This window comes from Shewanella vesiculosa (genome assembly GCF_009994065.1).
Lineage (GTDB): Bacteria > Pseudomonadota > Gammaproteobacteria > Enterobacterales > Shewanellaceae > Shewanella > Shewanella vesiculosa.
Map to the genome: position 1 here is coordinate 269783 of NZ_JAACSD010000006.1, position 13193 is coordinate 282975.

The following is a 13193-nucleotide window of genomic DNA, read 5'->3' on the forward strand; positions in this document are numbered from 1 at the left end:
ATTAAAGGATAGCCGGCTCCCTATAGAACCGGTTATTCTTTTTTATAGAGAATGAAGTTTGCGCGATTTAAAAAATAATAAACAAAACCCGCGCAATTTTTTAGGAGCCGAGTATGTCTCAAATAAAAGTGGCAATTGCAGATGATCACCCGCTATTTCGTGCCGCCTTAACACAAGCGGTGCTTAAAAATTTCAATGATGCTGAAGTGTTAGAGGCGGAAAACTTCCAAGAGCTAATCAGCATAGTGGAACAGCATTCCGACATCGAAATTATCTTTATCGATTTGCACATGCCTGGAAACGATGGATTTACAGGATTAACCTTATTACAAAATCATTTCCCCGATATTGTCGTTATTATGGTGTCGTCTGACGATCAACCTGAAATCATTCGCAAAGCCATCAATTTTGGCGCCAGTGCTTTTATTCCCAAGTCTGCTAATTTAACCCAAATCTCGACCGCCATAGCCACAGTGCTTGAAGGAGATATTTGGTTACCAGAACACACTAATATCACTGCCGATCAGCATACAGCTGCTGAGCATCAACGCTTAGCGAAACAACTCGCCCAGTTAACTCCTCAGCAATACACTGTGCTTGCTAATATTGCTAATGGTCGCTTAAACAAGCAAATAGCCTATGACTTAAACATTAAAGAAACCACGGTTAAAAAGCATGTCTCGGCTATTTTGCTAAAGCTTGAGGTGTACAACCGCACTCAGGCAGGACTGGTGTTCCAACAACTCATGATAACGTCCAGCGAAAACCAGCAGCTAAATGCTTAATATCAAGTCGATATTGTCAAATACCAACATAAAAAACGCCTCAATTTGAGGCGTTTTTTAGCTAAGCGGCATCTACAATGACAGGGTCTAATCAACCGACTTTAAACATGTCGTGAGCATTATGCTGTCGATACAATGTCATCAATACAATGTCATCAAATCTATGTCATCAATTCTATGTCATCAATCTAAGGCATAAGTTGTTTAATAATCCGTTTTAAGGCAATCGCCTTAAGCGGTTTGCGTACAAAACTAAATTGAGCGCTGCTAGTATGTTGTCTAACTGCTTCTGAAGGGTCTGCAGAGCAAATAACACAGGTGGTTTGCTTGTTAATGCTATCGGTATGCTGAGCTAATAAGTACTGCACCAAATCAACGCCATTTTTATCATCTTCTAAGTGATAATCTGCAATAATTAATTTTGGCTGTGGATTATCGGCTAGCTGCTGTATAGCACTGGGTTGATCTTTAGCGGTAATCACATGGCATCCCCAGCCACTGAGTAATGAAGAAATCGCTTTCAACATAAGGTCATCATTGTCGATAACCAGTACAGTCATATTTAGGTTGTCGCGACTGATCTCCTCTTCGGCAATGTCTAATAAATGCACCGGCTTTTTCTGCTGCGACACTCGCGGTATTTCAACGCTAAAGCAAGTCCCTTTTCCCACTTCTGAATGCAGTGATATTTTAACATTGAGTAATTTGGCGATACGGTCACATATCGCCAAACCTAGGCCTAATCCAGGGATTTCACGAGTCAGCTCTAAGCGTTCAAACTCACAAAAAATGGCTTGGCGCTTATCAACAGGGATCCCCGGACCATTGTCCCAAACTTGTATCAACAAGGCGTTCTCAGTCCGCCGCACACCTAATAACACCTTAGGCACAAACTCACCGTGCTTACGGATATTTTTTGTTTTATGGTGTGGTTTAGCATCATCTGGCATGACTTGATGATGCGTTTTACCTGAAGGTGAATAATGAAATGCATTCGACAAAAAGTTCTGAATAATACGCCTTAATAGCCTTTGATCGCTGTGTACAAAGCAGGAAGAGACTTGATAGTTAAAATCTATGCCTTGTTGCACCGATAATGCCTTAAATTCATTAACCAGTGTGGACAGTAAATCATCAATGGCAAATTGGCTTTTTTCGGTTTTTAACGAATTGCTGTCTAAGCGTGAAATCTCAACCAGATCCGATAGTAAACTTTCTACTACGTTTAGAGAATCTTCAATATTAGTTGCTAAATCATGCAGTTCAGTCGACTTAACTCTTTGTTTTAACATCTCAGTAAACAAGGTTAATGCGTTAAAAGGTTGCATTAAATCGTGGCTTGCTGCGGCTAAAAAGCGGGTTTTACTGCTATTGGCCGCTTCGGCTTCTGCTTTGGCTTTTTCCAGTTCCTTGGTGCGGCTTTCTACCCGTTTTTCTAATGTTTCATTCGCCAGTTGTAAGGCTTTTTCTGCTTCAATATGCGCGGTAATATCCGTGAAAGTACTCACAAATCCACCGCCAGGCATGGCTTGACCGCGAATTTCTAATACTTTTCCATCGAGCATAGTTCGCTGAAAATGATGCGGGCTACCCCCGCGCATATGCTCTAAGCGCTTTTCGATGAGTTCCTGGGCTTCGTTACCCACGATAATGCCTCTGTCGATGTTAAATCGAATCAGCTGTTCAACATGAAGCCCCGCTTTGACAAAGTGTTTAGGGTAATTAAGCAGTTCAATATAGCGTTGGTTCCATGCAACTAAGCGCATATCAGCATCGACAACGCTAATGCCTTGCTCAATATTTTCAACGCCAGATTGCAGCAGTTCACGGTTAAACTCAAATATTTGGCTGGCTTCATCGACAATGCTCACCACATCTTCTAAGGGAACATGTTGGGTGCGAGATGCGGCGCTCATTACCATGCGTGTTGAGGCAGAACCGAGCACCCCAGACAGTTTCAAACGCGTGTAATCAACTAGCTGTTGCTGTTGATCTTTTCCAGCGAGTTTTTTGGATTCGGCGAGGAGGGCATCAGCTTCATCTTTATTAATAAACCGATTTAACAAACTGGCTAAATCATCTACAGACAAGTGACGCTCTGACTGAACGGGTTTTCGATTAACAAATAAATCGGCTTGCAGCACCTCGCCAATGCTTTGCTCTTTAACCAGTGAAATGATCACAAAGCAGCCGATGTTAGCCGCTAAGCTGTAAAACACCCCGTGGCTGATGTTGTCTAAATCAGTTAAGCCAAACAATGCTGTCGGTGTTAACCAAGTGATACCAAATAAGCCAAGGTTAACCCATTGGGCATCAGGGAACGTAACTGGCAAGAGTAGGGTATAGAGCCAAACAATACTGCCCATAATTAACCCCACAAATGCGCCTTGAGTGGTTGCATTGCGCCAATACAAGGCGCCAACTGCGGCTGGTGCAAACTGCGATAACAATACAAACGATAGTAAGCCGATACTGGCTAAATGATTTTGCTGATTAATAAAACGTTCAAATGCAAAGGCTGATAACAAGATGACCGCGATAGATATGCGCCTTAAATTTAATAACATTCCCGCCAGTTGTGGGGTTTTTTGCTGGGAATTAAACTTCGGTAGACGTAATAATAATGGGGTGAGGATTTCTGTCGAAATCATGGTGCTTAGCACAATAGCGGCCACAATAACCATTGCCGTTGCGGCGGCAAGTCCACCGATATAAACCAATATGCCTAACCAAGCTTGCTGATAAAATAACGGCAGTGTGAGTACATAGGTATCGGCGCCCACGCTACCACCGGGGAAGCTAAGCTGCCCAGCCAAGGCGATAGGTAATACAAAAATATTGATCAGTAACAGATATAGCGGCACCATCCAGCGAGCGGATTTAAGCTCCTGGTGATGATTATTTTCTATCATCATCATGTGGAATTCTTGCGGCAATGCATAGATAGTAATCGCGCCTAAAATCACCTGCGAAATAACAAGGTAAGTAGAGTCTGCATGGGTGGTTTCAGTAATATTTTGGCTTTGACTGAGTAGGTCGCTAAAGCCATCGAAAACATAAAACGTAGCAAATATACCTACAGCGGTAAGGGCAAACAATTTCACGATAGAGCTAAACGCGATCGCCAGAACTAAGCCTTGGTTATGTTTACTGGCCGATAATTGACGTGTGCCGAATAAAATACTGAAAATAATTAATACGATAGTGACCACAAATGCGGTACTAATGCCCGACTGGAATGTGCCTGTCAGTAAGTCGAAACTGGTACTGATAGCCCTTAACTGCAAGGCGATATAAGGAATCGTTCCTAGCAGTGACACTATGGCGACGCTGGCAGCAATTTTAGGTGAGCGGTCAAAACGGCAAGCAATAAAGTCAGCAATTGAGGTCAGGTTTTGGCTTTTAATTATTTGCAAAGTGCGCATTAACATTGGCCAAGCAAGCACTAAACAAATGATCGAACCAATGTAAATGGGAGCAAGCCAAGCCCCTGTCGTTGCTGCTTGACCCACAGTGCCATAAAATGCCCATGAGGTGCAGCACACGCCTAAGGATAGGCTATAGACCCATGGCTTCTGGCTTAACTTTTTTATGGCGCGATTTTGTCCCCACTGCGCCACCACAAAAAGCATTGCAAGATAAGCAATCGAAATGGAACTGATCAACCAAGTGTCAATAGATAACCAAGCCTGCAAGTGATTCCCCAATCATTTTTTCTTATATGTTAGCGAAACTACACTAGACGTCCTGTTTGATAAAGATTTTTAATATCGCGGTGAACTAAGGTAGTACTTATTTATCCATACCCATCAGATAACATGATTAACCTACATTTGTGTCATTGAAGGTTTACATTACGCCTATGAAAATAACCCATAGATATTTGGTCGAAGGTCTGGTTTTTACGAGTTATGTTCTCTTTGCCATGGCATGGGTTGGCGGCACCGCGAGTATGGGCAGCATCATGGCATCGATGCACATAGATAGTTTAGCTTCAGCAAGTTTTATCAGTGGTGCCGTCACTTTGGCTAAAATAGTCGGCACCTTTAGCGCCGCTTATGTGGCAGTAAAGTTTGGTATAAAGTATGCCTTTTTACTCGCGGCGCTATTAATTGTCGTCGGTATAGTGACTCCTTTTGCGACCAATTATGAATTACTGCTGGTGAGCCGCTTTTTGATGGGCTTAGGCGGAGCCTTTATGATTGTGTACTTTAACCCCATTGTGATGCTGTGGTTTGCACCAGAAGATCGCCCAGTCATTAATGGTCTAAATGCGGTGGCATTTAACGTCGGCACAGCGATTATTTTATGGGGCATGACAGGTATTAACGCTATTACGGGCAGTTGGCAAAGCAGTTTAGTGTTATTTTCTGCCGCTAGCCTGATATTAGCCATACTCTGGTTACTGGTTAAGTTTGATACTCCAGCAGCCACTGTTCATGCAGCAGGTGCAGAGCCCGCAATATACGGTTACCTTGAGGGATTAAAAGATCAATTTAATTGGGCTTATGCGTTTACTTATTCAGGATTATTGTCGTTTTACATCTGCTTATTTACTTTCTATCCTCAAGCGGGAATAAGTCAAAGCAAATGGGTGATTGGTTTTGGGATTGTCGGCACGATTGCGGGGATGCTTTATAGTCGCAAAAATCCGTTACGCCTGCCGATTATTCGCTGGAGTGGCTTGATTATTGTTATCACCGTTTTGGGTTTATCCTTTAGTACTCAGCCTTGGTTACAGGTTTTATGTGCCATAGTCTTGGGCTTTTTTATCTTTTTCCCCGTGACAGCTTTAGTGTCCATCCCTCACGAACTGCCTATGATGACCGGCCAAAAAATCACCGTGGTTTTTAGCCTATTTTGGTCAATCAGTTATCTGGTTTCTACTATCGTGTTGTGGGTATTTGGTAAGCTGGTTGATTTAAGCGATGGCAGTTATTTTGGCTCATTTGTGATGATTACCATACTCAGCGGCACTGTGTTTGTGGGCAGTTATTTTCTACCAGAAACAGGCAAACCAAAGGAGTTAATCTAATGCGAGGAATCGTTTCCCCTAAGCTGACTGATTTTCTAGCGTTAGCTAACAGCAATATTGCCTTGGCTAAACAACATAATGTCCAATTTACCCCAGCGATATTACGCGAAAATCTCAATAAACTTGGCGCTCTAATGAGTGACTCCCCCTCAGTGAGCTATATTGCCGATAAGGCGTTTACGTTAACCGACCGAGCTATTCCGATCAGAGTGTATAGCCCTGCACCAGAGCAGCCTTTGCCTGTGTTGGTGCACTTTCATGGTGGCGGTCATATGTGTGGCAGTGTGGCGCTGTACGATCCGATTTGCCGTCATCTAGCCAGTATTGTGCAGTGCGTGGTGATATCGGTTGAATACCGACTCGCGCCTGAATTTCCATACCCTGCAGGGCTTGATGACTGTGAACATGCACTGATCCATTATGCCGAGTTACTCGATGATGTTAACCATCAAGACTCAGTCACCATTATTGGTGACAGTGCTGGTGGTGCTATTTGCACTAGCTTAAGCATGAAAAGTCTAACTGATAAACAGATTAAGATAGATCAACAAATTTTGATCTATCCCAGCGTCGATTACACATTAAGCAGCCCATCACTTGATAGTAATGGCACCGGCTTCTTACTCGAAACACCTCGTATAAAGTGGTATTTTGAGCAGTATTTTCAACTGCCCGAATCATTGTCAAAGCAACAGATAGAGCAAGTTAAACTGGCTTCACCTTTGCTTGGTCCCATTAACGCTCACTTACCGAAAACATTAATTTTTACCGCAGGTTGCGATCCGCTTAGGGATGAGGGCATAGCGTATGCTAATGCCTTAACTGCTGCGGGTGTGGAGGTTGAGCACCATGCGTTCGACGGCATGATCCATGCCTATATGTTGCTGCACGACTTAGTCAAAGAGGAATGTATGGCAACCTATCAACACATAGCTGCGTTTATGGCCAAGGCCTAATTGATCTCATATTAGTCTGTTAACTGCACCATTATCTTGGCTAGTGGCTCAGTTGGCCAAGTCTTCTCTGCTAATAAAAACAACCCGCACTCACAGACAGTGAGTGCGGGTTGACGTGATTATATAAGGCTAAGGCTAAACCGAATGCTAATAGTTAAAGCTAAGGTTAGTTAAGCTTATTGCGCCGTCCAGGCACCGTCCATCGGCAGCGCTGATCCTGTAATGCCTCTTGCTGCACCACCACAAAGAAATAAAACAAACTCGCCGATTTGTCTGGGAGCTAACATTTCTGGTAATGGCTGTTTTGAGGTTACCAGTTGGTATTTAGCCTCGTCATAACTCAAGCTTTTATCGCTTGCAATGCTGTCAATTTGTTTACCGATAAGCGGGGTATCAACCCAACCAGGGCAAATTGCATTAACGGTAATGCCTTGTTCAGCACATTCAATCGCGACCACTTTTGTTAAGCCCACAATCCCATGCTTTGCCGCGCAATAAGCCACTTTATTTGCTGAGGCGACTAAACCATGCACTGAGGCAATATTGATGATCCGGCCCCAGCCTTTTTCAGCCATAGCAGGGATAACTTGTTGAATAGTATGAAAAGCAGCAGACAAGTTAATCGCAATGATGTCATTCCACTTTTCTATCGGAAAATGAGCCACATCTTGTGTATGTTGAATGCCGGCGTTGTTCACTAAAATATCAATACTGCCTAGGGCATTAACCGCATTGTCGATAAACTCATGTATGCAGTTAGCCTCTCTTAAGTCAGCATTGCTAAAAAAGGTGTTGATTTGGTATTGTGCCCGAAACTCAGCAGCTAAAGTTTGCCCTTCATCATGATCCATCAGGCCATGCAATACGATATGGCAACCTTGCTCAGCCAGCACATGTGCAGTCGCTAGACCAATACCGCTAGTTGAGCCAGTAATAAGCGCCACTTTGCCTTGTAGTCCTGTTTGTAACGTCGACATAATATCGGTTTCCTCAATTCAATAGCGGCAATGACAGCATATGTGATCGCCCATAGTGTGATGTTTCATAGCAAAGTGATGTCAACGACATGGTTTCACTACAATCCGAGTCAGTACTCTCAGAATAAAGCAATTACAGCACTATTTATTTGGCACCTTAGTACCATAGGGAAACGTCATTTGTTACAGATGGTGGGTTAATCGTGTTGATGACAGTTTGCTTATAGACAGCAGAGATTGTTGAATACTGGCCATGAGCAAGAGGCTAACCGACTCCTTAATGAGTCCGCTAGCAACTCATTTACCAACTAATCTGTTGCCCTTGCCAATCCAAGTAACTGGCTTCACCGTTTGGCTCAATATTGGCCATAATGTGATACAACTGGCTGGCGACAAACTCTGGGGTAAATAATTTACCTTGAGGTACATTGGCTTGAAAAGGTTTTGATAATGGTGTGTCAGTGGTGCCTGGATGAAACGCAATTAACTTAACTCGCTTAAGTCGTCTTGCATATTCTACGGCTGTGGTTTTAATCAGCATGTTTAACGCCGCTTTTGAAGCGCGATACCCATACCAACCACCCAAACGATTGTCAGAAATACTGCCGACCCGAGCACTCAATATACTGATCACACACTTATTGTCAGCGTCTACCTTATGACGGGCTTGCGATAATAACGGCGTCAATGCACTCAGCCACAGCATGGGCACAATGCTGTTGGCATAAAATAATTGCTCTAGGGCATTAGCATTAATATCTTCAATGCGTTTTTCTGGCATCAAGCTAGGTTGTTGAGCCTGAATTTGCACGTCAGCTGTTTGTGAATGCAAAATACCATTACACATCACAATGCGACTGATTTTGCCTGCGACCTTGCCGATACTGTTAACACAATCAATAATCGATGCTTGCTGGTAATTACAATAAAAATGCTGGTGGGTAATCTTGTTACTTAGATTGGCTAATGTCAGCTCGGATTGTCTGCTAACAGTAATAACATTTAAGGCTAAATCATCAGTTTGTTCTGCCATGTCAGCAAGCCCCTTCAAAGCAGCAGCAATGGCATGGTCGATAAAGGCTTGGGCGATAGCCGATGATGCCCCAATAACTACCAAGGTCTGTATTGAAGTTGACTCACTCATAGCTAATCTCATACCTTATTTTTCATAAATGAAGCGCTTATTTAACCTTACAATTGCCATTATCACAGCGCTTTTGGCCAGTGAGTAAATAAGATATCCGGTAGCGATTGCGGGCAAAAGCTAAATAAGCAATATCAGCAAGCGGTTTTATCAATGGCAAGCGCAACAGTTTTATCCAACCATGTTTACCGGTTAGGCCCCATGCTTTAGCCGTAACATCTAAACCATAAAGCCAGCTGCCATCAGCCTGCAATCCATGTAATACGGTATTAGCATGTGCCACGTCTAAATCAGGAAAACGATCATTAATATCATCGGCATTAATATCTTCAAGCTTGATGCGATCTAAGCTATCGTAACGCTTCAATTGCTTCATTTCATTGAGGCAAAGCGGGCAAGTGCCATCGTAAAAAACCGTCAGTTCCATCATTAACCTCGTTCGAACTAATGTGTATATAAATCATTGTACGCACAATAGGCCCAGCTAGTTTACCTTTATGTTCTCACCTTAATGCAACAGGCGGTTCAACCGATCAAAATCAATATTTATGATCTTTTTATTGCACCCTCGCGTATCTATTCAAAACAATTCACAAGGGCTAAATAATGCCATTAAGCCAAGCCATTATTAAGGTCACCAATTTACGTTTACGTACTTTTATTGGTTTTAACCAAGACGAGCGCGAAAAACAGCAAGATGTGGTGATCAACATTGAGATCCATTATCCAGCCGATCGATCGTTTCAAACCGACGACGTTGCCGATGCGCTAAACTACAAAATCATCACCAAAAAAGTGATTCAGCATGTAGAAGAAGGGCGTTTCTTGTTACTGGAAAAATTAGTTGCTGACGTGTTAGATATTTGCCGTGAACACCCAACTGTTACTTTAGCTCGGGTCACTATTGATAAGCCGCATGCATTGCGATTCGCAGATTCTGTATCGTTATCTTTAGAGTATCAAGCCTAACCCAATATTAAGGATGTTATTATGACGACCATTAATGACATAACCCGTGTAGAGTTGTCTGCAGAAGCATTAAAAGTACAACAAGCGTTAGTTGCTCACGGACTGGAAACTCCTTTGGTACCGAGTGACATGACTAGCGAGCAAAAATATCAGCGTATTAAAGGTTTAATGACTGAGGTTGTGTCTACTTTAGGGCTCGATTTAACCGATGACAGTTTGGCCGAAACGCCGCATCGCATTGCTAAAATGTACGTTAACGAGATTTTTTCAGGTCTTGATTATGCTAACTTCCCTAAAATCACCCAAATTGACAATAAAATGGGTGTTGAAGAGATGGTTAAGATCAGTAACATCAGTGTGGTCAGTACCTGTGAGCATCACTTTATTACTATCGACGGGCTTGCCAAGGTGGCCTACATCCCCAAAGACAACATTATCGGTCTATCGAAAATTAACCGTATCGTGCGTTTTTTTGCGCAGCGTCCTCAAGTTCAAGAGCGCTTAACTCAGCAAATTTTAGTGGCTTTGCAAACCTTGCTTGCCACCGAAGATGTCGCCGTGAGCATTAATGCTACTCATTATTGCGTAAAATCTCGTGGCATCATGGATACCTCATCAAGCACCCAAACCACTGCACTTGGTGGCTGCTTTAAAGCCAACCCAGCTAGCCGCGCTGAATTTTTAGCTTAGTAAACCACGGTATCATTATGATTGAATGACTCCCACTAGCGGAGTCATTTTTTTATAATTTAACCGACTATCTTTTGTCATTATTAGTCGGTAGGGTAAATGTTTCATTATCCATTACTTTGAGATAACCATCTAATTTTGCTTATGATAAAGTCACACGTTATCAGAGCGACAACCAATAAAGGCAACATTATGGAACGAACAATACTGATCACTGGCGTAGGTAAGCGTATTGGCTATGCACTGGCTAAGTATTATTTGGCTCAAGGTCACCATGTTATTGGCACTTATCGCACTCACTACGACAGTATTGAACAGTTGGGTAAGTTAGGCGCGAGTTTACATTCATGCGATTTAACCGATGCAGGCGCCATTGATGGCTTAATTAGCCACGTCAATCAGCATCACGATCGCCTCGATACCATTATTCATAATGCATCCGACTGGTTGCCCGACAACAGCGGTTTAAGCCCGAGTGACACCATGGCGAGAATGATGCAAATTCACGTCACTGCGCCTTATCAAATCAACCTTGCTTTAGCGCCATTGCTTATTAGCGCGGCTAAAATCAATCACGACAGTATTGGTGCCAGTAACATTATTCATATTACCGATTATGTCGCCGAAAAGGGCAGTAAAAAGCATATTGCTTATGCTGCCAGTAAAGCTGCACTGCATAATATGACACTGTCATTTGCCAGCTTGTTAGCACCGCACGTTAAAGTGAACTCTATTGCCCCTGCGATGATCTTATTTAACGACCATGACGATGATGCTTATAAAGTAAAAGCGTTAGCCAAAGCGATTTTGCCAAAAGAAGCGGGTAATGATGAAATCATCGCCTTAATCGATTATTTGCATGCGAGTCATTATGTTACGGGTCGCAGTTATGCGGTTGATGGCGGCAGACAATTAAAATAGCCAGTCAACATCATCATTAAAAAGTGTGAAGCGATAATTTAACATAGACTTCTAGATGGCTAATTGCTAGTGTGGATATCAGTGCAATATCACACAGCCTATTACCTGAAGGAAGTTACTATGACTGCAGCAAACATGAAACTGGAATCACTGGCATTACATTATGGTTACGAGTCAGAAGCAACCACTAAAGCTGCTGCAGTGCCGATTTACCAAACCACCTCTTACACCTTTGACGATACCCAACACGGGGCGGATCTGTTCGACTTAAAAGTCGCCGGTAATATTTACACCCGCATAATGAACCCCACAACCAGTGTACTGGAACAGCGCTTAGCGGCGATAGAAGGCGGCATTGGTGCACTGGCTGTAGCTTCTGGCATGGCGGCCATTACTTATGCTATTCAAGCATTAACTCAAGTAGGCGACAATATTGTCAGTACTAGCCAATTGTATGGCGGTACTTATAACTTATTTGCGCATACATTACCGCGCCAAGGCGTTGAAGTGCGTATGGCTGCCTTTGATGATTTCGATGGCCTCGATGCGTTAATTGATGACAACACTAAAGCATTATTTTGTGAATCAATTGGTAACCCTGCCGGCAATATTGTCGATTTACAGCGTTTGGCCGATATTGCCCACAAACATGGGGTGCCGTTAATTGTCGATAATACTGTGGCCACGCCAGTGTTGTGCCGCGCATTTGATCATGGCGCCGACATTGTCATTCACTCATTAACTAAATACATTGGCGGCCACGGCACCACTATTGGTGGGGTGATTATTGACTCGGGTAAATTCGATTGGGTCGCCAATAAAAAACGTTTTGCGATACTTAATCAGCCCGATCCGTCTTATCACGGCGTAGTTTATACCGACGCCTTTGGCCCCGCGGCATTTATTGGTCGCTGTCGAGTTGTGCCACTGCGCAATACTGGCGCAGCATTGTCGCCACACAGTTCATTTTTATTACTACAAGGTTTAGAAACCCTAAGTTTACGCATGGAACGTCACTGCAGTAATGCGCTCACACTAGCGGAATACTTGCAGCAACACCCAAGCATTAGTTGGGTAAACTATGCCGCATTACCTGACAGCCCACACCATGCAACTTGCCAAAAAATCACTGGCGGTAAAGCCTCTGGTATCATTAGTTTTGGCATTAAAGCCGCCAATGCTGAAGCGGGTAAAGTGGCTGGTGGTAAGTTTATTGATGCATTGCAAATGGTGCTTCGTTTGGTCAATATCGGTGACGCTAAATCGCTGGCTTGTCACCCAGCCAGTACCACTCATCGCCAACTGAGCGGCGCAGAGTTAGCTAAAGCTGGTGTATCAGAAGACTTAGTGCGGATATCTGTGGGTATTGAACACATAGACGACATCATCGCCGATGTTAGCCAAGCATTAGATAAAGCAATTGTGTAAGCCTATTTTTACCTAAGCAATATAATGAAAAAAGCCCCATCAATAGCGTTTATTGATGGGGCTTTTTCTATTCTGTTATGTTTAATTCCTACCTTCTACACAGTCTAGTTGGTATATAAGAGGAACCTGCAGTATCAAGGTGTCTCCGTCCAAAGTGTCCGAAATAGCATAATGAAAATGTCGTAGTGACATCATGGCCTTTATCACACATGCCTGTATTTCAAGGCATGTAGACTCCTGTTTTGCAGATATGTAACAGGCTCGGAGGGCATGGTCGTTTTTTGACAT

General features: G+C 43.1%; 11 protein-coding genes. 7 read left to right on the forward strand and 4 right to left on the reverse strand.

The features are described from left to right. Positions 1-113: 113 nt before the first annotated feature. Entirely contained in the window at positions 114-785 is a 672-nt protein-coding gene (locus GW828_RS07200) for a response regulator transcription factor (protein WP_182697574.1), read from the forward strand. A gap of 188 nt (positions 786-973) precedes the next feature. Here GW828_RS07200 and GW828_RS07205 read toward each other — a convergent pair whose 3' ends face one another. Further along, complete coding sequence (locus GW828_RS07205; RefSeq protein ID WP_273058202.1) at positions 974-4480, reverse strand: hybrid sensor histidine kinase/response regulator; 3507 nt, start codon at positions 4478-4480, stop codon at positions 974-976. A 167-nt stretch (positions 4481-4647) separates the two neighbouring features. Between GW828_RS07205 and GW828_RS07210 the strand changes: the two genes are divergently transcribed. Together GW828_RS07210 and GW828_RS07215 are read left to right on the forward strand one after the other, a co-directional pair. Then, positions 4648-5820 carry an MFS transporter gene (locus GW828_RS07210; protein ID WP_182755164.1) on the forward strand — a complete coding sequence of 391 codons (1173 nt, stop codon included), beginning with the start codon at positions 4648-4650 and terminating at the stop codon, positions 5818-5820. Further along, positions 5820-6776 (forward strand): alpha/beta hydrolase, encoded by a 957-nt coding sequence (locus tag GW828_RS07215; RefSeq protein WP_273058201.1) that lies wholly within the window; start codon positions 5820-5822, stop codon positions 6774-6776. Before GW828_RS07210 ends, GW828_RS07215 begins: the two co-directional genes overlap by 1 nt. A 176-nt stretch (positions 6777-6952) precedes the next feature. Here the strand turns inward: GW828_RS07215 and GW828_RS07220 are convergent, their stop codons facing one another. From GW828_RS07220 to GW828_RS07230, 3 genes are all read right to left on the reverse strand, one after another. Continuing rightward, the gene (locus tag GW828_RS07220; protein ID WP_182755160.1) at positions 6953-7753 is read right to left on the reverse strand and encodes a 3-hydroxybutyrate dehydrogenase; all 801 of its coding nucleotides are present in this window, start codon (positions 7751-7753) and stop codon (positions 6953-6955) included. A gap of 301 nt (positions 7754-8054) precedes the next feature. Further along, positions 8055-8897 (reverse strand): SDR family NAD(P)-dependent oxidoreductase, encoded by an 843-nt coding sequence (locus tag GW828_RS07225; RefSeq protein ID WP_273058200.1) that lies wholly within the window; start codon positions 8895-8897, stop codon positions 8055-8057. A 37-nt stretch (positions 8898-8934) separates the two neighbouring features. After that, a complete protein-coding gene (locus tag GW828_RS07230) occupies positions 8935-9324 on the reverse strand; it encodes a thiol-disulfide oxidoreductase DCC family protein (RefSeq protein ID WP_124015690.1) in 390 nt (129 codons plus the stop codon). 179 nt (positions 9325-9503) lie between these two features. Between GW828_RS07230 and folX the strand changes: the two genes are divergently transcribed. From folX to GW828_RS07250, 4 genes are all read left to right on the forward strand, one after another. Further along, a complete protein-coding gene (gene folX, locus GW828_RS07235) occupies positions 9504-9866 on the forward strand; it encodes a dihydroneopterin triphosphate 2'-epimerase (RefSeq protein ID WP_124015457.1) in 363 nt (120 codons plus the stop codon). A 21-nt stretch (positions 9867-9887) separates the two neighbouring features. Further along, complete coding sequence (gene folE, locus GW828_RS07240) at positions 9888-10556, forward strand: GTP cyclohydrolase I FolE (protein WP_273058199.1); 669 nt, start codon at positions 9888-9890, stop codon at positions 10554-10556. 192 nt (positions 10557-10748) lie between these two features. Beyond that, a complete protein-coding gene (gene folM, locus GW828_RS07245; protein WP_273058198.1) occupies positions 10749-11477 on the forward strand; it encodes a dihydromonapterin reductase in 729 nt (242 codons plus the stop codon). Between the two features lie 135 nt (positions 11478-11612). Continuing rightward, positions 11613-12905 carry an O-acetylhomoserine aminocarboxypropyltransferase/cysteine synthase family protein gene (locus GW828_RS07250; protein WP_273058391.1) on the forward strand — a complete coding sequence of 431 codons (1293 nt, stop codon included), beginning with the start codon at positions 11613-11615 and terminating at the stop codon, positions 12903-12905. The last annotated feature ends 288 nt before the right edge of the window (positions 12906-13193 follow it).

Coding starts and splice junctions, on each gene's coding strand:
- GW828_RS07200 (WP_182697574.1), top strand. CDS start 114: ATGTCTCAAATAAAAGTGGCAATTGCAGATGATCACCCGCTATTTCGT.
- GW828_RS07210 (WP_182755164.1), top strand. CDS start 4,648: ATGAAAATAACCCATAGATATTTGGTCGAAGGTCTGGTTTTTACGAGT.
- GW828_RS07215 (WP_273058201.1), top strand. CDS start 5,820: ATGCGAGGAATCGTTTCCCCTAAGCTGACTGATTTTCTAGCGTTAGCT.
- GW828_RS07220 (WP_182755160.1), bottom strand. CDS start 7,753: ATGTCGACGTTACAAACAGGACTACAAGGCAAAGTGGCGCTTATTACT.
- GW828_RS07225 (WP_273058200.1), bottom strand. CDS start 8,897: ATGAGTGAGTCAACTTCAATACAGACCTTGGTAGTTATTGGGGCATCA.
- GW828_RS07230 (WP_124015690.1), bottom strand. CDS start 9,324: ATGGAACTGACGGTTTTTTACGATGGCACTTGCCCGCTTTGCCTCAAT.
- folX (WP_124015457.1), top strand. CDS start 9,504: ATGCCATTAAGCCAAGCCATTATTAAGGTCACCAATTTACGTTTACGT.
- folE (WP_273058199.1), top strand. CDS start 9,888: ATGACGACCATTAATGACATAACCCGTGTAGAGTTGTCTGCAGAAGCA.
- folM (WP_273058198.1), top strand. CDS start 10,749: ATGGAACGAACAATACTGATCACTGGCGTAGGTAAGCGTATTGGCTAT.
- GW828_RS07250 (WP_273058391.1), top strand. CDS start 11,613: ATGAAACTGGAATCACTGGCATTACATTATGGTTACGAGTCAGAAGCA.